Source organism: Streptomyces sp. NPDC102278 (genome assembly GCF_044766345.1).
Taxonomy (GTDB): domain Bacteria; phylum Actinomycetota; class Actinomycetes; order Streptomycetales; family Streptomycetaceae; genus Streptomyces.
This window is the reverse complement of sequence record NZ_JBIWLV010000034.1, coordinates 1-24,685: the sequence shown is the minus strand read 5'-3', so window position 1 is coordinate 24,685 and position 24,685 is coordinate 1. Positions and strand designations below refer to the sequence as shown.

At 68.2% G+C, this 24,685-nt stretch carries 19 protein-coding genes, 1 pseudogene and 2 CRISPR repeat arrays; of the genes and pseudogenes, 5 read left to right on the top strand and 15 right to left on the bottom strand.

The window, feature by feature from the left end:
* Positions 1-618: 618 nt before the first annotated feature.
* Genes ACIRO3_RS36505 through ACIRO3_RS36495 form a run of 3 tightly spaced genes read left to right on the top strand, consistent with a single transcriptional unit; the run spans position 619 to position 3,381 of the window.
* A complete protein-coding gene (locus tag ACIRO3_RS36505) occupies positions 619-1,224 on the top strand; it encodes an MTH865 family protein (RefSeq protein ID WP_404144028.1) in 606 nt (201 codons plus the stop codon).
* Between the two features lie 25 nt (positions 1,225-1,249).
* Positions 1,250-2,335, top strand: a complete 1,086-nt coding sequence (locus tag ACIRO3_RS36500) for a hypothetical protein (RefSeq protein ID WP_404144026.1) — start codon at positions 1,250-1,252, stop codon at positions 2,333-2,335.
* Positions 2,332-3,381 (top strand): prenyltransferase/squalene oxidase repeat-containing protein, encoded by a 1,050-nt coding sequence (locus ACIRO3_RS36495; protein ID WP_404144024.1) that lies wholly within the window; start codon positions 2,332-2,334, stop codon positions 3,379-3,381. The genes ACIRO3_RS36500 and ACIRO3_RS36495 overlap by 4 nt, the downstream gene beginning before the upstream one ends.
* A 92-nt stretch (positions 3,382-3,473) precedes the next feature.
* Here the strand turns inward: ACIRO3_RS36495 and ACIRO3_RS36490 are convergent, their stop codons facing one another.
* Positions 3,474-3,815 (bottom strand): hypothetical protein, encoded by a 342-nt coding sequence (locus ACIRO3_RS36490; protein WP_404144022.1) that lies wholly within the window; start codon positions 3,813-3,815, stop codon positions 3,474-3,476.
* Positions 3,816-3,820: 5 nt separating this feature from the next.
* The gene (locus tag ACIRO3_RS36485; RefSeq protein ID WP_404144021.1) at positions 3,821-4,183 is read right to left on the bottom strand and encodes a hypothetical protein; all 363 of its coding nucleotides are present in this window, start codon (positions 4,181-4,183) and stop codon (positions 3,821-3,823) included.
* 139 nt (positions 4,184-4,322) lie between these two features.
* Between ACIRO3_RS36485 and ACIRO3_RS36480 the strand changes: the two genes are divergently transcribed.
* A complete protein-coding gene (locus tag ACIRO3_RS36480) occupies positions 4,323-5,327 on the top strand; it encodes a Ku protein (protein ID WP_404144019.1) in 1,005 nt (334 codons plus the stop codon).
* Positions 5,328-5,613: 286 nt separating this feature from the next.
* Here ACIRO3_RS36480 and ACIRO3_RS36475 read toward each other — a convergent pair.
* From ACIRO3_RS36475 to ACIRO3_RS36420, 12 genes and pseudogenes are all read right to left on the bottom strand, one after another.
* Positions 5,614-5,688, bottom strand: a pseudogene (locus ACIRO3_RS36475) (IS5/IS1182 family transposase); the annotation flags it as partial.
* 183 nt (positions 5,689-5,871) lie between these two features.
* Positions 5,872-6,510: a CRISPR direct-repeat array (repeat unit 29 nt; unit sequence CGGACCACCCCCACGTCGGCGGGGAGCAC).
* Between the two features lie 20 nt (positions 6,511-6,530).
* Complete coding sequence (gene cas2e / locus ACIRO3_RS36470) at positions 6,531-6,854, bottom strand: type I-E CRISPR-associated endoribonuclease Cas2e (RefSeq protein WP_404144018.1); 324 nt, start codon at positions 6,852-6,854, stop codon at positions 6,531-6,533.
* 2 nt (positions 6,855-6,856) lie between these two features.
* Entirely contained in the window at positions 6,857-7,792 is a 936-nt protein-coding gene (gene cas1e, locus ACIRO3_RS36465) for a type I-E CRISPR-associated endonuclease Cas1e (protein ID WP_404144030.1), read from the bottom strand.
* A gap of 59 nt (positions 7,793-7,851) precedes the next feature.
* Positions 7,852-8,499, bottom strand: coding sequence for a type I-E CRISPR-associated protein Cas6/Cse3/CasE (gene cas6e, locus ACIRO3_RS36460; RefSeq protein ID WP_404144017.1), 648 nt, complete (start codon positions 8,497-8,499; stop codon positions 7,852-7,854).
* The gene (gene cas5e / locus ACIRO3_RS36455; RefSeq protein ID WP_404144015.1) at positions 8,496-9,305 is read right to left on the bottom strand and encodes a type I-E CRISPR-associated protein Cas5/CasD; all 810 of its coding nucleotides are present in this window, start codon (positions 9,303-9,305) and stop codon (positions 8,496-8,498) included. The genes cas6e and cas5e overlap by 4 nt, the downstream gene beginning before the upstream one ends.
* Positions 9,302-10,444 (bottom strand): type I-E CRISPR-associated protein Cas7/Cse4/CasC, encoded by a 1,143-nt coding sequence (gene cas7e, locus ACIRO3_RS36450; RefSeq protein ID WP_404144013.1) that lies wholly within the window; start codon positions 10,442-10,444, stop codon positions 9,302-9,304. Before cas7e ends, cas5e begins: the two co-directional genes overlap by 4 nt.
* Positions 10,441-11,232 carry a type I-E CRISPR-associated protein Cse2/CasB gene (casB, locus tag ACIRO3_RS36445; RefSeq protein ID WP_404144012.1) on the bottom strand — a complete coding sequence of 264 codons (792 nt, stop codon included), beginning with the start codon at positions 11,230-11,232 and terminating at the stop codon, positions 10,441-10,443. Before casB ends, cas7e begins: the two co-directional genes overlap by 4 nt.
* A gap of 3 nt (positions 11,233-11,235) precedes the next feature.
* Positions 11,236-12,858, bottom strand: a complete 1,623-nt coding sequence (gene casA / locus ACIRO3_RS36440; RefSeq protein ID WP_404144010.1) for a type I-E CRISPR-associated protein Cse1/CasA — start codon at positions 12,856-12,858, stop codon at positions 11,236-11,238.
* Between the two features lie 631 nt (positions 12,859-13,489).
* The gene (cas3, locus tag ACIRO3_RS36435; protein WP_404144008.1) at positions 13,490-16,360 is read right to left on the bottom strand and encodes a CRISPR-associated helicase Cas3'; all 2,871 of its coding nucleotides are present in this window, start codon (positions 16,358-16,360) and stop codon (positions 13,490-13,492) included.
* Positions 16,361-16,530: 170 nt separating this feature from the next.
* A CRISPR array of direct repeats spans positions 16,531-19,241; the repeat unit is 29 nt; unit sequence GTTCTCCCCGCCGACGCGGGGGTGGTCCG.
* Between the two features lie 275 nt (positions 19,242-19,516).
* Positions 19,517-19,954, bottom strand: coding sequence for an NUDIX hydrolase (locus ACIRO3_RS36430; RefSeq protein WP_404144006.1), 438 nt, complete (start codon positions 19,952-19,954; stop codon positions 19,517-19,519).
* Positions 19,951-21,204: a DegT/DnrJ/EryC1/StrS family aminotransferase gene (locus ACIRO3_RS36425; RefSeq protein ID WP_404144004.1), complete on the bottom strand. Its 1,254-nt coding sequence runs from the start codon at positions 21,202-21,204 to the stop codon at positions 19,951-19,953. Before ACIRO3_RS36425 ends, ACIRO3_RS36430 begins: the two co-directional genes overlap by 4 nt.
* Positions 21,201-22,190: a Gfo/Idh/MocA family protein gene (locus ACIRO3_RS36420; protein ID WP_404144002.1), complete on the bottom strand. Its 990-nt coding sequence runs from the start codon at positions 22,188-22,190 to the stop codon at positions 21,201-21,203. The genes ACIRO3_RS36425 and ACIRO3_RS36420 overlap by 4 nt, the downstream gene beginning before the upstream one ends.
* Positions 22,191-22,345: 155 nt before the next feature.
* On the opposite strand from ACIRO3_RS36420, the gene ACIRO3_RS36415 reads away from it, so the two are divergent.
* Positions 22,346-23,671 (top strand): helix-turn-helix domain-containing protein, encoded by a 1,326-nt coding sequence (locus ACIRO3_RS36415; protein WP_404144000.1) that lies wholly within the window; start codon positions 22,346-22,348, stop codon positions 23,669-23,671.
* Between the two features lie 745 nt (positions 23,672-24,416).
* Here ACIRO3_RS36415 and ACIRO3_RS36410 read toward each other — a convergent pair.
* Positions 24,417-24,685: hypothetical protein (locus ACIRO3_RS36410; protein ID WP_404143999.1), on the bottom strand; the 269-nt coding region annotated here is incomplete at its 5' end.

The following is a 24,685-nucleotide window of genomic DNA, read 5'->3' as shown; positions in this document are numbered from 1 at the left end:
GCAGAATCCAGCTCCGACCCCACCTCATCGACAGCTGTCTCACCGCCACCGGCCTGACAATCAACCCACCGACCCCGCCCTGAAATCCTCAGTAACGAACGGCGAACCAACCCACATGCAGCTGAGAGTGATGCTCAGGTGATGGTCTCGGGGCCCTCGGCCAGGATGCGGTAGACGGTGGCGACCGAGGGGTGTTCACCCTTGTTCTTGCCAGAGGGGGCCCGCCCCAGTGACGAGACCACCCCGACTGACAGCCGAGGCCGTACGCCAAGCAGAGCGGCTGAGGCCACAGCGGTGCGCTGTCACCTGTTTGCTCGCCCTCGCTGCAGGTGAGCCTGGCCCGCCCCACCCTATGGTGAGGAGGTCCGTGCCGACTGGGGAGCTGTTGTGCGGTCGGTGCGGCCGGAGCAGGGACACGAGCTGGAGGCAACCATCATGTCCTGGATCGACGACTGTCAGGGAGACCGCAGGTACGAATGCACGTACGCCCTGTGGGACGACCGGGACGAGACATGGTGCGTCGATACCGATACACCCTGCTTTAACTGGGAGGACGGCGGCGTCTTCGTCTCATCGGTCGACCATGGAGCACCAGACTCCGGAGGGTGGTAGATCCCCTTGCCGCACAACCATCGAATTGCCGGACTCGACCCACGGCCTCGCCCTGGCTATCAGGAATTGCTCGACGGCCTTCCCCAGATGGAGCATCTGCCGCTGGTTCCGGCCGGCCAGCTTCAGGAGCTGAAAGTGCTGTTGCCTCACCTCGCCGGGCTGAGCTTCCCCATCGAGAGCGCGGGTCAGCTCGTTGATGAACTGGGCGGCCCGGGCGCAACGATCAACATCCACGGCATCGACATGGCTCCGATCCGCATGATCAAGTTCATGCCAGCTTACTATTTTCCGATCGTCTCACTGGAGAATCTGATCGAAAAGATGGCTGAGCTAGTCAGGCTGAACCGGCCATCCGTCGACCTGCCACGGGAACTGGATCGGCTGCGGGAACAAATGCCCGAACTTGACTATCCCGTAGCTGACCGAGACTCACTGCGGGAGCAGCTGGGAAACGGCACCACATACCACGTGATGGGACGGGATCATCACGTCGGTGAGGCGATCGAGGCGGTCACCGACAACATGTTCCCCATCGAGTCGGCACGCGACCTGGAACGGAAGCTCCTCTTCCTGATGGGTCGCCGCCCACTGATCCGTCCCCACGCCGAGTGAGGGGCCGGGAGACATGCGGGGCTCAGTGAACCCTCTGCTGCGCGAGGTGCATGTCAGCGACTGGCCGATCGCGCTTCTCCTCGACGAGCTGTGGCTGCGCGGCCGCCGAAGCCTGGTCCGGGCTTTGGAGCAGGCGGACTTGTGGCCTGCCTCCGACCTGCACCGGTCCCACATGGCCCAGCAGGGCACGCTGGGGGCGGCACTGCGTCGGGATGTGGTCGAGCCATGCCTGGCGGACTCCGACCGACAGCTGCTATACGGAGAGACATGCTGGGGTCCGGCCAACCGCAGTGTGCGGCGGCGGCTCCCCCATGCCCTCGCGTTCGGCCACGGGCTGGCGCGCGTGCTGCGGAATCTCGTATGCGACGACAGCCCGCAAACGGACACTGAGGAGACGAGCGCTCTGTTCAATCTCGGGGTCTCGCTGTTCGATCTCGCCCACGACGGGTTCCCCGATGTGGCATCCCGGATCGGAGAGTTGTTGCCCGAGGAAATGGTGGCACGCGCCGCTGCTGGAGACCCGGTGGGCACGGAGCTCGCGCGGTCCGCGGCGGACTCGGCGGACGAGGTGCGACTACTCACCGCAGTGGTCGAGGGTTTCTTCAAGCGTGTGTCGCATCTGCCCGCGAACCCGGGAAGGCGCTCGGCTCTGGCCGCGGAGATCGTTGCCGCGCATCAGGAGGAAATTCGTTCGGTCCGGTACACGGCAGGTTCACCCATGGCCCGCACTGTCGCCGCGGCCACCTCTGCTGCGCCCTTCCGTGTGGTCGCGCGCCTTGTCACGCTCGATTTGGATGAGGCGGAAGCGCGACCGGCCGAGGAAGCTGCCGAACGGCTGGGCCGGATCTTCGGCCTAGTGGACGATCTCACCGATCTGGTGGTGGACATGCAGGACAGCGCGCTCAACGGTGTGTTGCTCACGGCTCGTTCGATGCCGGGGGCCGACGACCGTGCGTGCGCCGAGGCTCTCCTCGACGGTGATCAGGTCCGGCTCGCGACTTGCGAGGTTGTTGACGAGCTGAAGGCCCTCAAGGCACTGCCCCGCTGTCAATCCGCCGGGCTCGATGTCTTTGTCCAGCACAGTGTCCGGGCCTGGCTGGAGGGACCATGACCACCGCCCCGTCCTTTACCGAGGCAGTCGGGACAGCGTTGGCACGTGCGCTTGCCCACCTGTCCTCCCGGTGCGGCCGGGACGGGCTCTGGCGCGACTTCCGTACGCTGGCTGGTGCCTCCTCCGATTGGGTGACCGGCTACGTCTGCGACGCCCTCTGCGAAGTGCAGGCCGCAGAGTTGCTGGCCGGTCAAGCCGCGCGGCGGCTCGTAGCCCGACAGCGCGGCAACGGTGGATGGGGCTACAACCGGCGCGTTCCGACGGATGCCGACAGCACCGCGTGGGCGCTGGTCGCATTGTCGTCGGCCGCGCCTTGGAGACCGTCTGCCGTGGTGCGCGGCACCCAGTTTCTAACTCAGCACCAAGACGTGGGCGGCGGAATCCGCACCTACGACCGTGGCGACAGCATCCACCGTTTCATCGAGGCCCCGCCTGGGGCCGTGCCAGGGTGGACCCAGCCGCACATCTGTGTCACCGCGGCCGGTCTGCTCGCCCTTGCCTCGCACCGACATCCTGATCAGGAGGCACTGGCCCGTGCCGCCTCCTATGTGAGGGACATGCGGAACGACGACGGGTGCTGGTCCGGCTACTGGTGGCCCGGGATCGCCTATCCGACCGCTATGGCCCTGCGGGCACTCGTCGCGGCGAGGGCAGCTCCCCCCGCCCTGCTACGCAGCGTCCGCGACGCGCTCCGGGACCGGGCCGACCGCAGCCGCGCGTGGGCTAACGATCCCGGCATCGGGCCTTCCGCGTTCGCCACCGCGCTCGCCACCCGGTCCCTCATGCTGTGCGGGAACAGGGAGGACGACGTAGTCCACGACGCGATTAGGTACCTGCTCGACACGCAACTACCCGACGGAGCGTGGCGAAGCGAACCAATTTTGCGCATTCCGCAGCCGGGAGCCCTCAAACCCGGGCACGAGGCGCTGTGGCGCACCGATGCGCCGGGCACCGGTGTGGTCATCAGCGATGTGAACCAGGTATTCGGAACGGCCACGGTAATTGCCACCCTGGCACGCTACCGGGAGCTCCACCGCCGTGGGTGAACAACCAGTGCTGTGGCCGAGTGAAGGGCCCCTCTGGGGCCGGTGAAGTGGTCCTGGCAGCAGGCAGAAGATTCGATGTGTTCCTGTGCCCGCTATGAACCCGTCTTTGAACCATTGATCGCACCGCTGAGCGGGTGACTTTGGACGCCCAAAGTCAGTTGGAAGGCCCAGCCGTCGCGGGTGGCGGCGCGGCCGCGGCTGGTGACTTTGCAGGCGCCGGTGTGGACGCGATCGGGCCGTCGGCCAGCGCCGATGCCGTACTCGATCCACCACCGGGGCGGTTCCGGCGGCGGTAGCCGGTGGGCGCGCTGTTCGTCTGCGGCGCGAACGGCGGTGATTCTTTCGTCGACGCGGGCGAGGGTGAGCTCCAGCCAGCGGCGTATGACCAGGAGTTGGTCCAGGGCCGGTGGCAGGGGCAGGAGTGCGTCCTGCATGGCGTCTATGCCGCCTCGGCCACTTCGGTGCGGGGTTGGGCGGGGCGGGTCTGCTGCTTGAGTCGCATGCGGGCGTCCACCAGGACGTCGCGTGGGACGGACGCCCAGTGGGGGTGGTCGGTGACGGCGATCGACAGTTCCCGGATCTCGGCCCACATTCGGTCGACCGTCTCCTTCTGCTCGTCGCTCCAGCCGGGGCTGTCGGGGACATCGCCGCGGTGGGAGAACCGCTCGCCGCGCTTCCAGCCCGTGAGGGGTTCCACGCTCCAGGGCAGGTCGGCGAGGTAGGCGCGGTGTTCGGCGTGGGCGCGGTGGAGGCGCTCTTGGAGCTGGAGCAGGTCGTCGGGGAAGGTGCTCTCGTCGGTCACTCTCGAATCGTAAGTCTGTTCGATTCGGCGAGGGAAGTCGGCGCTCCGGTTCGTGACCCGTTCGGCGGACACACGTGCGGCCGGCGGCGAGGTCGGGTGGCGCCGGGTGGGTAGGCGCCGTGAGCTGGAGGAGGGGGTTGTGGAGGAGGTGGCGGTCGTGGCGCGTCCGGTGTGGGCCGGGAATCTGTCGTTCGGGCTGGTCAGCCTGCCGGTGGGCTTGTACACGGCCACCGACAGCCACACGATCCACTTCCATCAGCTACAACGCGGCACCTCGGACCGGATCCGCAACCGGCGTGTGAACGAGCGCACCGGGGATGAGGTCGAGCTCGACGACATCGTGAAGGGCTACGACGCCAGCGGCGAGTACGTCCTGGTCGAACCGAACGAACTCGACGAGATCGCCCCGGGCCGTTCCCGGTCGCTGGAGATCACCGGGTTCGTGGACCTGGACGAGGTGGACCCGATCTTCTTCGACAAGACCTACTACCTCGGACCGCGCGGCTCCGAGTACGGGAAGGTCTACAGCCTGATGGAGCAGGCTCTCGCGAAGGCCGGCAAGGCGGGCATCGCCACCTTCGTCATGCGCCAGCACGAGTACCTCGTCGCCCTCAAGGCCGAGAACGGGCTCCTGACCCTCCACACGCTGCACTGGGCGGACGAGATCCGGGACCCGAAGAAGGAGATCGACAACCTCCCCGGCAAAACCAAGATCTCCGACAAGGAGCTGAAGATGGCCGAGCAGCTCATCGAGACCCTGAGCATGACCTGGGACCCCGACGAGTTCCACGACACCTTCCAGGAGAAGGTCGCCGCCCTCATCGACGCCAAGCAGGCCGGCGACACCGTCGAGAAGACCGAAGAGCCCGCGCAGCCCACCGGCGCCGTCGACCTCTTGGAAGCCCTGCGCGCCAGCGGCGAACGCGCCGGCAGTTTGAAGGCCACCGGTGGGAAGGCCACCGCGTTCGGCAGGACCGCGGCCGCGAAGAAGCCAGCGGCGAGGAAGCAGATCCGCTCCGCACCGAAGGAGGACTTGAGCGGCATGTCGAAGGCCGACCTCTACAAGAAGGCCGCCACCGCCAACCTTCCCGGCCGCTCCAACATGACCCGCGAAGACCTGGTGAGGGCTCGCTCCCGAGCATGACGGAGACCGCGCGCTCGCGAACGGAGGCCACCGCATGACGTTGCGGCCACCAGTGGAGCCGATGGCGCAGGTCACCAACACGATCCCATCGCCGGACACGGTGCGGAATGTGGTGCACCAGGCGGGGATGACCAACCAGGTCCACCGGTCGGCCAGCTGGGGTTCGCGCAGTCGGGGCGGGGCAGACCGGCGCCTGCTTGAACAGTCCGTCGGCGCCGGTCTTCGAGGAACCCGGGCCGCCCGGTTCTTCGACAGGCGCTCGGCCTACCGCGGATCAATGTGCGAAGGCCAGGGGCCGGCAGCGGTTGTCGGCGGCCAGGTGGATCTTCGTGCTCAGTCCGCCGCGGGACCGTCCGAGGGCATGGTCGGCGGGCTCGCCGTCCGGGGCCCCTTTTGAGGGGCCCCGGCGGCGTGCTGGTGGGCACGGACGATGGTGGAGTCGACGGCCACGAACCAGTCGAGGTCGCCTTCGGCGTCGGCCTGGGCGAGCAGGGCGGTGAAGACCGTCTCCCAGGTCCCGTCGGCGGCCCATTTCCGCAGCCGGTTGTGGGCACCCACGTCGGCGGGGAGCACACGGAGTGCAGGAGGTCCCAGTCCTCCTGGTACGGACCACCCCCACGTCGGCGGGGAGCACACCGCAGCGGTGGGTCAGCTGATGAGGACAGGCGGACCACCCCCACGTCGGCGGGGAGCACTCCGTGGTGACGTCGAGCGAGTACCCGTTCTCCGGACCACCCCCACGTCGGCGGGGAGCACTGGAAAGGGACCGCACTGTCTACCGCGCGTGGCGGACCACCCCCACGTCGGCGGGGAGCACGGTCGCGACCACGGGCATGGCGACGAGGGAGGCGGACCACCCCCACGTCGGCGGGGAGCACGACGATCAGGACATCGACTACAGCCGGCTCAACGGACCACCCCCACGTCGGCGGGGAGCACGACTCGTCGAGGGCCTTGATCTGATTCCGGGCCGGACCACCCCCACGTCGGCGGGGAGCACACCCAGCTCGCGGCGGCCACGACGAGCGCTGCCGGACCACCCCCACGTCGGCGGGGAGCACTCTGGGACCAGGGCCGGGCCCGCCAGAGCGGGCGGACCACCCCCACGTCGGCGGGGAGCACGCGGGAGCCTGTGAGAGTTCGGCCTCGCGGGTCGGACCACCCCCACGTCGGCGGGGAGCACTCTTTCTGACCTGGCATTTTCTAGGGGGTTTGCAAATCTATTACTCTTTCTGGTGGGACGACGCCTGTCATCCGGATGAGCGTGAGGCCGTCAAAGTCCATTGGCAAGCGGCGTCGCGTGCCTGCGGTGCGAAGTGTGTACCCCTGTTCGTTGGTTGCTGGATGGATCAAGACAGCTTGACCATCGCGGACCGTCTCGGTCACGGATGTCCATAGTTCGTCGCGGACTCGTGCGGAGAGCGTTCCGACAAAGATTCCGGGAACGACTTCCGTCATCCAGCGGCTGAGTGCACACCTGAGGTGGTCGGGCACAGCGGTTGTGGCGATGACTGCCATGGAGGGCACCTTCAGCCGTCCTCCCTGCCGTAGTTGCGGCCGGCCGGTAGTGTGCCCGCTTCGGGATCCCAGAGGTGTACCAGCTTCACGGCGCGCGGCTCGCGATCTTCCTCGTCGTCATTGTGCCCGCCGCCTTGCGGGGCGAGTAGTGCCTGGATGTCCCGGACTATGCGTGGCAGCAGTTTGAAGAGGCGCAGGTCGTCTCGGAACTTGCGGCGTGCGTCCCGTTCTGGATCGGTGGAGTCGTGGAGTGAGAACGCGATCGGCAGTGTCGTGTCGGTCTTGTAAAGGTCGGCGATGTCGTAGACGAATGAGTGTTGTTTGCCTGTGTGGACGAAGCCGAGGGCGGGTGAGCAACCCAGGGCGAGAAGTGCCGCGTGCACGATGCCGTACAGGCAGGTGTTGGCTGCGGACAGGGCCAGGTTTACCGGGTCCTGCTCTTGCCATTGCTTGGGGTCGTAGTTCCGGCGGAAGCGTCCGATGCTGTGTTGCTTGGTGAGCAGTTGGTAGAAGGCCCTCATCCGCTGGCCTTCCATGCCCCGGAGGGTGTCCAGGGTGGTTTCCGGTGGGACCTCGACGTCAAAGCGCATCTGGTACATGCGTTGGGCGACGGCGAGTCGTCGCTGGGGTTCGGCGTAGGCGTGGACCTGGTGTTCGAGCCAGGTGGTGGTGAGGGAGTCGGGTAGGACGGCGGCGTACGCGCGTACTCCGCCGGATCCTGTGACGACGACGCTGGTGCCGTGCCGGGCGAGGGTGCTCATGGCCCGTGTGGTGATGGAGACGCCTGGCCCGAGGAGCATGCAGGACAGAGCGGCTGTGGGGATGTAGACGGTGTCGGTGCGCTGTTCGTTGACCCGGATCTGCGCGAAGACGCCGGTGTCGTCCTGCACGACGCGGACCATGTCGAGGTAGAGGAAGCTGAGCGAGTCGGCGATGCGCGGGAGCATGGCGAGTGTGGGGGCGGCCAGGCGACGTCGGGCCTGACCGCCCCGGGGCTCCTGGTTATTCATGCGGTTGCGGGTGCCAGGGTCAGCAGTCCCGCGCCATAGGGTTTTCCTTTTCCGATGCCGCTGAGGAGGGCGTTGGTGAGGGCGTGTGGATCGGTGACGGTGGCGGTGCCGTCGTAGCGGATGAGGCTGTGGCGGAGGGGGGCTTCATTGTCGTGTCGGCGGGCGGGTGCTGCCGGGGAGGGCAGCAGGGTGGTGAGTTGGAGCCCGGCGTTTTCGGCTCGGCGTGCCCACCACTGGTCGGCGTCGGCTCCCGTGAGAGGAATGATCTTGCCGCGTTGGTTCTTTTGCGCCAGGGGAAGACGTTCGCGTCGGCAGGGGTTGAGGGTGATCCGGTAGCGAACAGGGAGTTCGGGGCGCAGCGCGGCGAACATCGGGGAGAGATCTTTGATCTGCACGTGGCCGTAGGCGAGGGGCAGGGCCCGCTCGTCGAGGTCTGCCGTCGCCTGTAGGAAGACGGTGGTCGCTTCCGGTGTGCTCTCGACACGGAAGAGGAGGCCGCTACGCGAGCGCGGGCTGTCGCCGAGGTCGTCGGGGACCAGCCGCATCAGGGTGCGGTGCATTTGTGTCGCGTCGCGCAGGTCGCGTGCGACGGCGCGGTTTTGTGGGTTCAGGCGGATTCGGGCGAGCTTGGCGGTTGGCGTCATGCGGTGTACTCCGTGCTCTGCGGGCGCTCGGCGTCCGCGGCGGCGTAGTCGATCAGGCGGTCGTGCAGGGCGCGGTCGCCCCTGGGCAGCAGGGCGGCGGGCAGTTGTTCCGTGGTCCGGTACAGGTGACGTTTGCCGTGGCTTCGGCCGTGCTGGGCGAATGTGACCGGCCTGTCTTGGACGGTCAGGGGGGCCGCGGTCGTCAATTGCCCTGGTGGTGGCCGTTCCCACAGGAAGTCCACGCTCGTGTCTGGTCGCGCGATGGGTGCTCTGGTGCGGCGGTCGTCGATGTGGGGGCAGGTCAGGGGGACGTTGGTGAGGAGCTCGGCGACCGGGTCCTCGACATCGGATCGCAGCAGGAACGGCTCGTCGGGGGGACAGGAACGCCGGCCGAGGTAGGGCGCCCAATGGGGATACGTCAACGCTGCGGCGAGTTCCGTGATCTGGTCGCCGGGGCCGGTGACCGCGACGACGAAGGCCGCGTCGGCCAGGTATTGACGACGGGTCACCACGGCGGCTCCTTTGTTCTTTCCGCCGCTGGTCGCGGCGGTCAGATGCGCGGGCTGTCCTCCCCCCACGGTGTGGTAGTCGATCAAGAGGGTCCCTGGCCGGTCGACGCGTACGGTGATCTCCAACGCGTCGTACCGTGCGAGGGAGGCTCCGCGGGCAAGGCCCTGGGCCGCGGCGAAGATTCCGATGAGACCGGAACGTGTGGGGAATCCGGCGGTGTCGCGGACGGCGGTGAAAGCCGACCGTTCACCCCAGGACTGCAGGGGGCCGGCCAGCCGCAGGAGCAGACCGGTCACTGACTGCCGTCCAGGTCACCGGAAGTCGTCTCGGGCAGTGCCGCTTCGATGGCGGCGTCGATCAGTTCCGCGAAGGAGTCGTGGACGGAGCCGAGTTGCTCGTACGGCTCGGTGTTGGTCGTCGCGTGTCCGTGGAAGGCGCGATGGCGGTTTCCGGTGAGACGGTGGACCTGCCCGGCGTAGTGCGCGAGGGCAGCGCGCGAGGGTGCGGAGAATCCGCCGGCACGGTCCGCGTTCACGGGAGTCTCGAATGCCGCTGCCAGAGAGAGCGGACGCTGGGAGCGGACCGCCAGATAGGCGAGGTCGGGGATGGTGTGGGGGGCGGTGCTGTTCTTCTTGGCCTGGGGAAGCGACATGAGGAAGTGGTCCGCGAAACTGGCGAGGACCGTGCGGGCGGCCTTGATGTCCTTTTCCAGGTTGGTCAGCAGGTCGGAGACGTTGACGGACGCGAAGCGGTAGAAGACACCGGCGCTGAACTCGGCGGTGTCGAGGTGACCGCTGCCGGTCTCCGACTCGCCCAGCCAGTCGTCGACGGCGGTGAAGTAGTCGCGCTGGGGTTCTGCGGCGTGCGTGGTGAAGGCGTGGGCGACCTGTGCCGCCCCGTCGACGTTGGCACCGGGAAGTTCAGCGAGCATGCGCCCCAGGAGACTGATCGAAGCGGTCCGGGACTTGAGAATGGTCTCGATGCGCTGTGCCGGCAACAACGCCCCGGGCTTGGCTTTGCCCAGCCCGGCTTCCAGGTCGGCTCGATGTTCGACACATACCGCGGTGAGTTCCTCGATTCCTGCTTCGGGCAGGAACAGGAGCACCGAGGTGTGCCCCGCCTTCTCCGTGCCCAGGCCCTTCTTGCCGGCGCTCGCGGCGACCTGCGCGCCGGCGAACACGGCCAGGTCCTCGGGCCAGCCCGATCGGATCAGGTGTTCGCGCACCTTGACGGGGACCATGCGGGTCCGCTTGGCCTTCTCTCCGAGGTCGTCTTCCACTCCCTGACGGATCACGCGCTTCCACGACTGGCTGGATACCCTGATCCGGTTCGCGTTGCCGTAGCGGACGGTTTTCGGCGAACCAAGATCGTCCCGGTTCAGATTGGCCGCGGGAACCGACTGGATGGCGCTCAGGTCCAGGAACAGGGAGTTCACTCGTTCTCCTCAGGGGTGACATCGTTGTGTTCGTCGTCGCGGTCCGCGACGCTTTCGCCTCGGTCCAGACCGGATGCGGCAGAATCGGCCGACTGCTCGGCCATGCGGACGCGGAAGAAGTCCTCCAGCCATCGCGTCGCGATCCGGTCCTGGTGCCGATCCCACCAGGCCAGGTCGTCGAGAAGCACGGCCCAGTCCAAAACCACTCCCCGGCCGTTGAGCTGGCGCGTCAATGCCGGGAGCCGCATGTGCAGCGAGTCGCTGCCCACGCGTGCCATGTAGTGCAGCTCCGACTCTGCGGAGTCCGGCTTCATCAGCCCTTTGTTGACGGCCTCGGCCAGCGACGCCCCCAGGCTGACCCGCTCCCGCCACACACGCTCCGCGTCCACGCCCGTCGCGGGGTCCGGCATCGCCTCGGAGGCCACCGAATCCTCGACGGCGGACTCCGCGGCCCGCGCTTGTTTCCTCTGGACGGCCAAGTCCTCGGCCCGGGCGGCTTCCTCCTCACGGGCCGAACGCGACCGGGCGGCGATCAACGCGGCCACCGCGTAGTAGGAACGCCGGGCCGCCGCATGCCGTACGTCCCGAGGCACCAGGCGCACCAGATGACGGTGCAGACGATGACAGCGCTCATAGGGCAAGCCGAGCCCACTACGCAGATCCGCCTGCGCCCGTTTGTCCTGCGCGCACAAGCCGATCACCTCCGCGACGAACCTCGACATCTGCGACTCGCGCCCGGCGACCCGATCAGGGACGGGCGAGGTTGCCTGCACAGGGATGGTCGTCATCACTCACTTCCCGGCTGAAATCGCTGAAACCTGCTGCGGAATGCCGCTCTGGCGCAGCAGCGAACGCAACACCCCGCGCGCCCTCACCCGGGCCCGAGCCACACGCACATCCGCGCTGCGCGCGCCGATCGCCGCGTCCAGAGCACCGAGCGCCACATCCACGAAAGAGATCCGCACCGGATCACCGAGCCCGGCGGGATTTAGAAGGGACCAGAAAACCCGCTCGGCGGCCGGCCAGTAATGAGCCATCGCTGGCTGCGCCCAGGGGCCGGGCTTCTTCGGATCGAGCCTCACCTTGGCCGCCGGGTCCAGCCCGGTATCGGTTGCGACCCTCCAGGCCAGTCGGGCGGCATAGTGCAGCCGGTCACCGGCTTGCTCGGCGAACTCCCGGCTCTGAGCGACCCGCAGCGCCATGGCAGGACTGGGCCCGTCTTCCTGCCAACCCAGGACAGGCGGAGTCGTCGCCTCGAACCAGGAACTGTCTTTCTGCTGGCCGTCCTGATCGAACCCGTACGCACGAACACGCAGACCGGCACGCAGCGACGACGGCAGATTCTCGAACACCGCCGGCCGCTGAGTCTGCTCTCCTCCCTTGAGGAGAAGGGCATCCAGGTCCCGCCACAACGCCCGGTTACCGTCCGCGGGCCGCGCGTACGGGTCGCCGCCGGTCTTCGGCTTGTCGAGAATGACGTAGGGGTCCCGGGCAGGGATGGCAGGCTGATGTGTCGACCAGGTCACATAGGCGTCCACCACGGCTCGGCCGTCAGCCGACGGCACGAGCAGCGCCGCGTGACGGGCACGACCGGTCAACAACCGGCCTGGCCAGGTCGGCGGAGGGGGAGCCCCCAACGGATCCGGCAACGACGGGGCCTCCCATACGCACACGTCGTTCGGGTCCGGCTCCCCCACCGTGGGCTGCGGCACTGACAGGACCAGGCTCGTGAAGAGAGTCTCCCCCCACGGGTGGTAGGACAGGGCCTTCCTCAGGGGGCCCGCGTCGCCGTTGCCGGCCTTGACCGTCGTGATCTTGCGCGGAGTGCACTGACCGGAAGGCCCGTAGTACAGCTGCGCCATCAGGTGCCAGGCCGCCTCGGCAGCCGGCACGGGGAGCGGGGCGGTGTCGGTGAAATGCCCGAACAGAACTGCCCCGTTGACACCGGTCGGACGCCCCAGCACCAGCTTGTTGACCCCCGACGGGTTTGGCATGCCCTTACCGTCGACACACTCCGCCCGCAGCCGGGGATCCTGCAGGAAGGGCCGCTCAGGATGGAACAGGTCGAAACAGCCCTCGGGGACCCTGTTGTCCAGGTATTCGTCCACCGCGTCCGCGTCGAAGGCCCCCCGCCGCAGAACACCGTTGCGTGCACGAATCCACTGAGGAGGCTCATCGGCCAGATCCTCATCGTCCAAGGCGACATCCCCATGAACGATCCGAGCGGTCATCGCGGCCAGCAGCCGCAGCAGCCCCGACGCCGCAGGAGGCACCGGAAGCTCCAGATCCTCAATCTCGTGCGCCCGACGGAACAGATCACGCAGACCCACCCTCGCCGAGGCACCCCCGGCTAACCGCACCGGGATCCACGGCTCGTCCCGCAGGTCGAACCCAACAGCCATGTTCACCGCCATCTCCGCCACCCGAAGGAGCACAGAGCTCTCCCCAGAGGTAGCTACACGTACATGCGCAACCACTGCGCGCACAGTGAAGCAGGGAGCACTGACAACGCCCCCCGTGCCCGCCCTGCGCGCCCAGTAGAGCAAGACGAACCGCCCCTTGTCCGCCGATGTGCCGAACACCAGCCGCAACAACACGATGGAGTGAAGTAGGAAGCCCCATGCGCTCGCGCATGACCTGCAGTGGGAGAAACGTCGTACGCTCCAACCCCAATGCTCCTCGAGGAGGAACCAGTTGCAGCAGCCCGACGGTCTCGCTCCACCTGCCAGTGGTCAGTCACGTAGCGGCGTCGTGGCTCTCCTCCTCATCACCATCCTCGCCCTTTTCATCAAGCCGGACCGAGCGTTGACAGAGAACTGCCGCACGCTCCTGTCCGCCTTCACAGAGGCATGCCAAGGTCTGCGCCACGCCTGACCCCCGAGCGTGCTCCGGCCTCGTATCGCAAGGCTCGAAACGGCTGCACCTTCAGGACGATCTCCTCACCGACGTGGGGGTGTTCCGTAGGAAGCCCCATGCGCGCGCCTGGGGAACCCGGCCACGATTCCCCGCCGACGTGGGGTATTACCGTGCTTGGTCTGCGGCGGACTACGTGCGTCGCAGACCAAGCCCCTCGTCCAACCAGATGTGCCGATTGCCGACGGCGACCGGCACCGGCAGCCCGTCACGAAGTTGCTGACGGAGCAGCACGAGGTCGCCCAGCATCGGATGCTCAACCCACCCGGCGGGCGGCTTCAGAGTGGGTCCGTCCGCGTCGCGAAACCACTCCGAGTTCACCGCGAGGGTGCGGCTCATCACCAGCCGGACGTCAGCCACCGAGACGGAACTGTTCATCTCCGCCGATGGCAACGGGACCTCACCGGCCACATCCAGGGACTCCCGACCATCACCGTGGACGTAGACGCACAACAGCCGCACCGAATCGGCTCCCAGCCGCGTCGCCGTCTGCCACTCATCCTCCGTCCCCGGCGTACGGTGCAACTCGTCAAGCCCGACAACCGAGCGCGCCCGGGGAATCACCACCATCTCCCCGGCCCCACGCTGCGCGGCTTCCTTACCCGCGTACGCCGTCCACGCCGCCGAGGCCTGCGGATCATCAAAGTCATACCGTCCAGAACCGGTACCGTGCACCCGCTCCACCAGCTCCTGCACGTCGTCCGGCACAGACACAGGCTTCCCCCCGAGCCCGACCAAAGCCTGCGACGTCTCACGCAAAACCGCCTCGTGGTAGATCTCGCCCCACTGCCGTGGCACTCCCCCGCCCCCGATCACCGGGTCGAGCACCACCAGCCGCGGCCCGCTCAGCGACGCCCACACCGGACGCCCGCCACCATCCGGCCGCCCACGCTCGACCCACCAGGTCTCATGCCGCCAACAGCGCCCGGCGCGCTGCAGCAACAATGCCATCGGGGCAAGGTCGCTGATCACCACATCCGCATCGAGATCGAGAGACTGTTCGACCACCTGCGTGGCCACGATCACCCGTCGCAGCGGGCGCGGCCCCCGCCGCCCCATCCCCTCGGTGACCCGCCGAGTCTGTGCCTCACGAACCTCCGCCGGGAAACGCGCGTGCAAGAGCTCGACCGTCCCCGCCTCCAGCTCACCAGCCCACTGCTCACACAAATAGGTGTATGTGTCCTGCGCTTCGCCGACGGTATTGCACACCACCAGCGCACACCCCGCTCCCTCCTCCAACAAGGGAGCCAGAATCCGACCCACGGCGGCCAGACGCCCAGACGGACTCTCCGGCCGACCCCCGTCGACGGCTTTCACCTGGACCGTCAAAGTCATACGGCGCTGCTGCGCCTGTTCCTCCCGATCCGCCTCGCTGATCTGCACGCACTGACCACCGGCACCATCGACATAGAGCCAGCCCGGATACGGCACCGGAAACGACCGTGCCCGCAAACTCTTCGACGAATGGCCGGCACCCTGCAGATACTGCTTGATCAACTGATCACTGACCGACTGGGGCAAAGTCGCCGACAACAGGACCACAGGCACCCCATAAACGCCCAGCCAATTCAACAAACGTCCCAACAACACCTGCATGTACGGGTCATAGGCGTGAGCCTCGTCCACGACGAACGTCTTCCCCGACAATCCCAACAGGCGCAGCATGTTGTGCCGCACCGGCAACACAGCCATCAGTGCCTGATCAATCGTCCCCACCGCGTACTGCGCCAGCAACGCACGCTTCGCCCCCCGCAACCACCGTGCCGGCCGGATTGCCGCCGACCGCCGAGCCCGCTCGTCGTCCAGTTCCTCATCGCCATCACACACCAGCACCTGGTCGCCCTCGGCGAGACCCTCGTCGGCGTACCCGCCGCTCAGCCAAGCCATGCTGTGCGCCAACACCAAGCCCGAGCCGGCCGCCTCCTGCCGGACGAGGGCATCCGCGACTCGCCCGTGCATCTGATCACTCGTCGCCATCGTCGGCAGCAGGAACGAGAACCCGCGTGTACCGAACTGGGAGGAGAACACCCGCTCGGCTTCGAGCGCGGCCTCGCTCTTGCCATCCCCCGGAGCGGCCGTGACCACGAGAATCCCAGCTCTCCCCACCTTCCGCGAAAACTGTTTGAGAGCGACGGGCAAGTCACGGGCCAACGAACGCTGCAACGCATTCGGCACCCCATTGATGCCATAGGCCTCCGCGAATGGCTTACGAGTCAACTCGACAGGCAGCAATCCCGCATCCCTCACCAGCCGCTCAGCATCCGAGCATGAACGTGCGAAATGCTCCGCCAAGCTGGATCGTGGTAAACCGCAACGCTCCCGAACGTAGCTCTCCTGACTCACCAACCAGTCAGCCAAAACCACCACCCCGGTCACCAAAACGGCGGCCGGTGCCACAAATTTGCTCGGCATCGCCGGTTTCCCCAGTACCGAATGAACCACCCGAGCGTGAGCAGACCGCTGATCAGCCCACCCCGCACCCCCCAGAAGAGACTGATAAGCGGGAGCACTGAACAACGCCTCATATCGATGAAAACGCCCATGATGCCCACCAACCACCTCGGCGATCCGCGCGATGGGCCCATCCTCGTCGAGATCGGCCCCCTCATCGAAGCCCAAGGCCCCAAGCACCGCGGCCACAGCCCGCATCCCCGCCACGTCATGACGGACACGCGCATCCCCCATCAGCCCCACATCGCCCAGCAGACTTGCGCTTAAAGCCTCCGCGCCGGAGCGATTACAGAACTGAAAACCGGAGATCTTGCCCACATCGTGCAAACCGGCACAAAGGCCGACCAGTGCACGCGCCTCCTCCGGCCGATCCACGCACCCGAAACCAGACGAGATGACAGCTCGCTGGCCTTCAGCCAGGTACGCATCCCACAGAAACATCGCCATCGCCGCCGCATCCAACAGATGCCGCACCAGCGGATACCGAGCACCGTCGAGCCCACGGGCCTTCGCCCACAGACTCTCATCCGGCTCAAAACCCTGGACGTCCAACGCCGCTCCTCCACCTGGAGAGAAACCAGCACTCAACCACAGGCGACCGACAACCACCACAACGTCAACTCGGCGCCAGCGCCGTACACTTCGGCCATGACCACGACTCTGACCGCCCGAAGAACATTAAAGAAACTGCAAAGGCCCTAAGAAGTGGCAGGTCGCGAAGGGTTCTCCCCGCCGACGCGGGGGTGGTCCGACCACCCCCACTGGAGGACCACCCTCGACCGGGTTCTCCCCGCCGACGCGGGGGTGGTCCGCGTTCGACGTCATCACCGTGGGACTCGGCACCGTTCTCCCCGCCGACGCGGGGGTGGTCCGCACGGAGTCCTTGTCGTCCAACACCGGGTCGAGTTCTCCCCGCCGACGCGGGGGTGGTCCGCTCGCCGAGGAGTGGGGAGACGCCCAGGAAACGTTCTCCCCGCCGACGCGGGGGTGGTCCGCCGTCGTTCGGGGCTTCGCCTGGACGCTGGACGTTCTCCCCGCCGACGCGGGGGTGGTCCGGTGGCTGAGGCCTCCCGGAATGTCAGCCGGAGTTCTCCCCGCCGACGCGGGGGTGGTCCGATCAAAAGCCCCCGATGTACGACGGTGCCGGGGTTCTCCCCGCCGACGCGGGGGTGGTCCGGTCATCGAATCGCACTGGAAGGGACAGGTCACGTTCTCCCCGCCGACGCGGGGGTGGTCCGGGACAGCCTGCCCGTCGAAGGTCTCCACGGCCGTTCTCCCCGCCGACGCGGGGGTGGTCCGAGGGCGTTCCGTCCACCGTGTGCTCGCCGTCCGTTCTCCCCGCCGACGCGGGGGTGGTCCGCGCCTGGGACGACGCGGCCCGTTCCTGCTGTTGTTCTCCCCGCCGACGCGGGGGTGGTCCGAAGCGCTACGTCGACTCGGATGCCGGCCGAGCGTTCTCCCCGCCGACGCGGGGGTGGTCCGCGAGGCTGTGGGAGTTCGCGCAGGCGCTCGCCGTTCTCCCCGCCGACGCGGGGGTGGTCCGGCCTTCAACTCCGATCTACTGCCCCCCATTCGGTTCTCCCCGCCGACGCGGGGGTGGTCCGGCGAATCACCCAATTGCACTGCTCCCCGCACGGTTCTCCCCGCCGACGCGGGGGTGGTCCGTCATGGCACTCGGTTTTCGAGGTCCGACCGGCGTTCTCCCCGCCGACGCGGGGGTGGTCCGCCACCGGCCCGGCCGTAGTAGCCGCAGTCGCCGTTCTCCCCGCCGACGCGGGGGTGGTCCGCCGGCGGCCAGCCGCAATCCCCTGCCCGCGGAGTTCTCCCCGCCGACGCGGGGGTGGTCCGGAGAGCGCACCTGTCGTGTCACGGTCCTGCGTTCTCCCCGCCGACGCGGGGGTGGTCCGTCCGCGCTGCTGTCCTGGTTCGCTCTCCGGCAGTTCTCCCCGCCGACGCGGGGGTGGTCCGATCGACGCCGACCTGCGCCTGTCCCGCGCGACGTTCTCCCCGCCGACGCGGGGGTGGTCCGCCACCGTCCGCCAGTACAAGGACGACCTCACCGTTCTCCCCGCCGACGCGGGGGTGGTCCGTCTTGATCGCTGTGATCTCGGCGGTAGCCATAGTTCTCCCCGCCGACGCGGGGGTGGTCCGGAGTCCCGGCACGAGGAGCGTCTGATACGAGCGTTCTCCCCGCCGACGCGGGGGTGGTCCGCTGCCGGCGTACAGGTGCTCGTCGCTCCAGACGTTCTCCCCGCCGACGCGGGGGTGGTCCGCGCGTACGAACGGCGTATGCGAGTCTCGACGAGTTCTCCCCGCCGACGCGGGGGTGGTCCGTAGCGGCGGCCGAGCCACCAGCCGGCTGCCCCGTTCTCCCCGCCGACGCGGGGGTGGTCCGGCCCGGCGCGCCTGCTCGACGTCGACCGGCGAGTTCTCCCCGCCGGCGCGGGGGTGGTCCGGAGGTGGGCATGTCCCCGCGTGAGCCCAGTTAGTTCTCCCCGCCGACGCGGGGGTGGTCCGCTGCGGGCCGAGGCGGCGATGGCTCTGGCTTCGTTCTCCCCGCCGACGCGGGGGTGGTCCGGCGCCGGAGACGATCGGGCCAGCGGAGATTGCGTTCTCCCCGCCGACGCGGGGGTGGTCCGCCCAATGACGACAAATTGGCCACGCTGATTGTGTTCTCCCCGCCGACGCGGGGGTGGTCCGTCGGAGACGGGCGGAGGGGCCGCCGAGGTAGTGTTCTCCCCGCCGACGCGGGGGTGGTCCGATCGCCCCGGCCGACGCGCCGCCCGTGAGCCCGTTCTCCCCGCCGACGCGGGGGTGGCCCGCCGGCCACCCCACCCACGGTCGCGCCCACCGCGTTCTCCCCGCCGACGCGGGGGTGGTCCGTAATAGGCGGCGAAACCTAGCAACCAAACGCTGTTCTCCCCGCCGACGCGGGGGTGGTCCGGTGGGTGCGGCGTCGCTGCCGGGGACGTGGATGTTCTCCCCGCCGACGCGGGGGTGGTCCGTTCTTGGCCGAGGCGCGGAAAGTGGCGCCAGAGTTCTCCCCGCCGACGCGGGGGTGGTCCGCTCTCCTGGTTCGTGGCCGAGATCGTTGGCCCGTTCTCCCCGCCGACGCGGGGGTGGTCCGATCAGGTAGCCGCGCACGTCCGGGTCTCGCAGGTTCTCCCCGCCGACGCGAAGGTGGTCCGTCCGCGAGGTAGTGCGCGTAGGCGGCCGGGTTCGTTCTCCCCGCCGACGCGGGGGTGGTCCGGGGAGGCGGTCCTCCAGGTCGGCCGGAGTCTCGTTCTCCCCGCCGACGCGGGGGTGATCCGGCAAAGACTAAGGTCAGGGCGGTCGGCCGGTCGTGCTCCCCGCCGACGCGGGGCCGGTCCGACTTCAACGACGAACTGCTGCGCCGCGAGATCGTTCTCCCCGCCGACGCGGGGGTGATTCGTCGGCTGGGCGGCGACTGGTGTAGGTCGTGAAGTGCTCCCCTTCGACGCGCACGAGGAACGGATCATCGGCCGACAAACCTCTTCGCGTGCGTGACATGGTGAAGGTGAGGTTTCACCGGCGTGCCCGGGCCTTGGTCAGACGCCTCCTGACAGCGAGACACGGACGGTGACGTCCAGACAGCCGCGAAGCCTCTCACGCCTCCGAGGAGTACCCTCCAGTCCGGCGGGCCGCCCGGGGCCGCACACCACGCGGCTCCGGGCGGCCATTGTGGGCCTATGCGCTGGTCAGGACCTTCCGTACGGCGTCGGTGACGCCCGGCAGGTCGCCAGTGAGGGCGGCCCATTGGTGCAGATCGTGTTCGGTGAGGAGGACCGGGCCGGTTTCGGTGACGGTGACGGCGAAGTTGAACTGGCGGGTGGTGATGCCGCGGCTGTTCTCGTAGTCGAAGTGGCCGAGGTAGCGGTCCACGGAGGAGACGGTCAGGCCGGTCTCCTCTCCTGTCTCGCGGCGGGCTGCGTCCAGGATGGTCTCGCCCGGGTCGACCTTCCCCGAGGGGATTTCCCACAGGCCGCCCATGTAGTCGTCCGTCTTGCGCCGGAGCAAAAGGACGCGGCCGGTGTCGGTGACCACGGAGGCGGCCACGAAGCTGGTGATGCCCTCGGCTTCGGCCTCCTTGGCCAGGGACAGGGCGAGATCGGAGGTCACGGTCACAGCAGCTCCTTGTGGTGTTCGCTGATCTTCCTGGCCGCGCTGACGTACTGCTCGGCCAGTTCCAGATCCCGTTCACGGTGCCAGACCGGCAGCTTGATCGTGTGCGTGTGCGCTTTCTCGGCGATGGGGAAGTCGCCGGGCCGGTAGCGGTTCTGGGTGTTCGAGTTGTTGGGGAACAACTGTGAGGGGTGCTGGTAGAGCGGGAGCTGGTTGAGGGGGCGGGTGGAGCCGGGCAGGTCGAACTCGGTTGCCCCCTCCGCGGCGAGGGCCTGATGGAAGCGGTCGATGCGCAGGCCGCCGAGTTGGTCGGGCCGGTAGGTGGCCGTCAACGCGTACCAGGACGATTTCACCCCGTCGGGCATCGGGGTGACCTCCAGTCCGGGTATCCGGCCGAGCTCGCGGGTCAGGTAGCCGGCGATCTCCTCGCGGCCGAGAAGGTAGGCGTCCAAGCGGGCGAGCTGGTCGTGGGCGAGGGCGGCGGCCAGGGGGTGGATGCGGAGCTTGAGACCAGCCCCGGTGACCGCGTACCGCGCGAGTGGATGGCCTTGCGGGATCTCGTTCCTGGCCCGCTTGTTGTAGTGCGCAAAGGTTAGGATCCGGTAGTAGGTGTCGTCGTCGTCGGTGAGGACGAAGCCGCCCTCACCGCCGGACAGGGGCTTGGGTCCGTTGAGGGAGAAGGCTCCGGCCAGGCCGAACGTGCCGACCTTCTGGCCGCCGTGTCCGGCCCCGTGGGCGTGTGAGCCGTCCTCCAGGAGGTCCAGGTCCCGGTCCCTGGCGATGGCGACCAGGTCGGTCATGTCGGCGGGCTTGCCCCACAGGTGGGTGACCATGATCGCGCGGGTGCGGGGGGTGATCAGCTCGGCCACCCGGGAGGGGTCGATGTTGCCGTCGGGGAGCGTCTCGCACAGGACCGGGACCGCACCGAGCTGGAAGAGCGGGGAGGCGGTGGCGTGGAACGTCCAGGCGGGGACGATGACCTCGTGCCCCTGCTGGATGCGGGCGGCCCAGTAGACGGCGTGCAGGGCGGCTGTGCCGGAGCTGGTGGTGATGGCATGCCGGGCGCCGAAGTAGTCCTGGAGGGCGTCCTCCAAGTCCGCGACGATCCCGGACCGACCGGGGAGGGAGACAGCCGAGTCCAGCTGGGCGAGCACCTTCGCGCGGGTGACGTCGTCGATCGGGGGCCAGGTGAAGTGGGGGCCGGCGGTGGTGACGGCCGGAGTGCCCCCAAGTAGGGCGAGGGGGCTGGTCACAGCATCTCCTTGGGGTTGATGTAGCGGCCAGCCCTCTTGGACTCGTAGCAGGACGCGATGAACGCGGCGTGGGCCAGGTGCTGTTCGGGGCCGGAGACGTTGGGTCGCTCTCTGGCCAGGACCCGGCAGAAGTAGTCGATCTGGGCGGTGGCGACACTGGAGGCATGCGGGCGGGTCAGCGCCTCCACCACCGTGCCGTCCAGGGAGAGCCGCTGGACGGCGTTCTTCGTCAGCACCACCGAGCCGGCCGTGCCGACGACCCGCATGAATTCCCTCTTAGGCGCCATCCACCGCGACAGGACGAGCGATCCGTAGAGGCCGGATTCGTAGCCGAGCTGGACAACCGCGGTGTCCTCCGCGTCGTATCCGCCGTCGGGCAAGGCCACGGTGGAGAACTCCGCGATGACCCGGCTGGGCAGGCCGAAGTACCACAGCAGCAAGTCGACCAGGTGGTAGCCCATGTCGAGGATGCAGCCGCCACCGGCCTGCTTGAGGTTCCCGCGCCATCCGGCGCCGGGATTGGGCGTGTGGAACGAGTAGTGCCCGCCCAACAGGAACGGGGTGCCGATCTGGTCGAGCATCCCGGCCACGCTGGAGTAGATCGGGTTGAACCGGCGCTGGAGCGTCACCATCAGCTCCACCTGGCCCTTGTGGCAGATCTCGGCCAGGCCGCGTGCCTCGGCGACGGAGGTGGCGAAAGGCTTCTCCTTTAGGACATGGACGCCGGCGGCGGCGCACTCCTCGATCACGGCACGCCCGGCGTGGTGCGGGACGGCGACGATCACGAAGTCCGGGGCCGTCTCCGCCAGGAGTTCACCCACCCGGGTGAACCCGGGTACTGACAGCGCGTCCGCCCGCTCACGCAGGCTGACCGGGTCGCTGTCGCAGACCGCGACGAGTTCGGCCCGGCTGGAACCGAGCAGACCAGGCAGGTGATCGGCAGCGGCTTGATGGCCCAGACCGATGACCGCAGCACGTCGTTTCATGCGCGTTCTCCATCCACTTCTTGTGGAACCTGACGGGGGAAGACGAGTACAGCCCCAACTTGGTTTCCAGCCATAGGTGTTGGCTGTAGTCCCGGGGTTGTCCCGCCCGTACTCGCGGTAGCCTTGCCGTCACCGTCGATGATGGGATTGCTCCCGTGGACGACCTGATCCGGCACCCTCTCGCCTACGCCCGCTTCCTACGCGGCTGGTCCCAGCGCGACCTCGTGGCGCGCCTGCACCTCGCTGCCGCCCTGCGGCCGGAAGGTCTCCGCTCCGGCATTGACAAGGCGGCCGTCAGCAGGTGGGAGAACGGCCGCAAGACGCCGGGCATCGAATCCCAGCTACTGATCGCAGACGCCTTCGACGTGCCGATTTCCGACCTGGAGCGGTATCCGTGGCCTCACTGGCTTCCGGGCCGGGACGATCCGGCTCCCCTCGGGGCGGCATACACCGTCCAAGCACTTCGAGACGCACAGAGAGCCGCGATGAACCGCGAACGCCGTACCTTCCTGACCTACAGCGCGCTCGCCCTGACAGGGCTGGCCTCCCAGTGGGCCGCGCTCGAACCCGACCGCCTCACCACCGCCCTTGGCGGGCGCCGCGTCGATGACGAGCTCGTGGACTGGCTGGAGGACACCAGCACCCAGCTGACCGCCCTGCCGACCGAGCAGCGCCAGCACACCATCAAGCTGATGGACGCCCACCTCACCACCGTCACCGACCTCCTCGAAGGTGCCCGCTACAGCGAGGCCACCGGCCGGCGCCTACACCTGCTGGCCGCATCGCTGTCCAGCACGTGCGGCTGGTACCGCTTCGACCAAGGCCGGCACTACGCGGCCGGCAAGCTGTGGAACGCCGCCCTGACCAACGCACACACCGCCCACGACCGCGACCAGGGGGCCGGGGTCCTGTCGGACTTCGCCTACCAGTCCATCTGGCTCGGCCAACCCGGATCCGCGGTGGAACCGTTGAGTCAGGCCCTGATCCACACGCGGCACCCCACCGCCAGGTCACTGCTGTACCTACGCAGGGCCCGAGCCCACGCCGCCCTGGGAGCCGCAGCCGAGTGCCACCGTGACCTGGCCGCTGCCGAGACTGCCTTGTTGACCGACGCGGCCGACCCCGCACCAGGCTGGTGCCGGTGGATGAGTACTGCGGACCTGGCAGTGGACTCGGGCCAGTGTCTCCTCGACCTCGGCCGCACCAGCGAGGCCCGAGCCCGCATCGACGAGGGCCTGACCCTGCTGCCACGGGCCCGGGACAAGACCCGCGGGGTCTTCCGCACCTACGAAGCACGCAGCCTTCTCCAGGCCCGTGAGGTCGAACAGGCCCTCCTCGTCAGCACCGAGTCACTCGGCCTCGCCACCCGCATCGGCGCAGACCGATGCGTCACCCTGGTCCGCGAACTCGCCCCCGCCTTCAAGCCCTACCAAAAGGTAGACGGCGTCAGCGAGTTCCTCGAACGCCTCCGAACAGCCTGAAGGCCACCTGATGCCCACACTCACCCCGACACCGCCGCAGCGTCGGGCTCCTTTTCGGGGTAGCCCGGCTCCAGGGTGTGGTGCGTGCTCGCTGCCGACGCAGGGGTGAAACTCGGTTTCCCCGACGCGGGGTGTTACAACAAGAGTTCGCTGTCAATCCATCATGAGCGCCAGGTGCACGCGTCGTCAGCGTTACATTCTCTTCTGGCTCCTTGACAACGGAACGGACTCTTCTCTTTGCGTGCGGGGTCTTCACGGCGTGCCGTCGAACGCACCAACCCGGGGAATGATCGGTAGGTCTCTTTCCATGGCTCGCCAGCCCAGTGCGTGCTCCCCGCCGACGCGGGGGTGGTCCGGACGGTGAGGGTTCCGGCGCTGCCGAACGTGCGTTCTCCCCGCCGACGCGGGGGTGGTCCGGACGCCGGACACGTCTTCGCCCAGGGAGTCCCGTTCTCCCCGCCGACGCGGGGGTGGTCCGGGAGCCATCGAACGCGTCAAGGCCGGCGTCTAGTTCTCCCCGCCGACGCGGGGGTGGTCCGTCGAAGGACTGGCACCAGCCGTAGCGGGTGAGGTTCTCCCCGCCGACGCGTGGGGTGATCCGGTGTCCACGGGAGTCCGCTTGCCGACCTCCCGTGCTCCTTACCGATGCGGGTGTGGCCCGTCTGAGTCGCTTCAGTCGCTGCTCCGGCTGGATTCGGTTTCGTGCCGTCGGCTACGACCTGCGGGTGGCTGTTTTGGGTGCGGGTTATTGGTCGGGGTGTACGGCTTGGATGCCGGTTCCTTCGTACAGCTCGGGTGTAAGGGTCAGGAGGTAGCGGCCAGCGGGGTGGTCGGCGGAGGGGCGGGCGGCGTGGATGGCGTGGGCGGCCGCCCAGGAGTGCCCGGCGTGGAGCAGTTCGGTGGTGGCGAGCGCGGCTTGGGTGTCGAGTGGTTCGATTTGGATGAATCGCAGGCCGTTGATGTAGGCGAGCAGGCCGGGTCGTTCGGTGTCGCCGGCGAGCAGACAGAGCACGG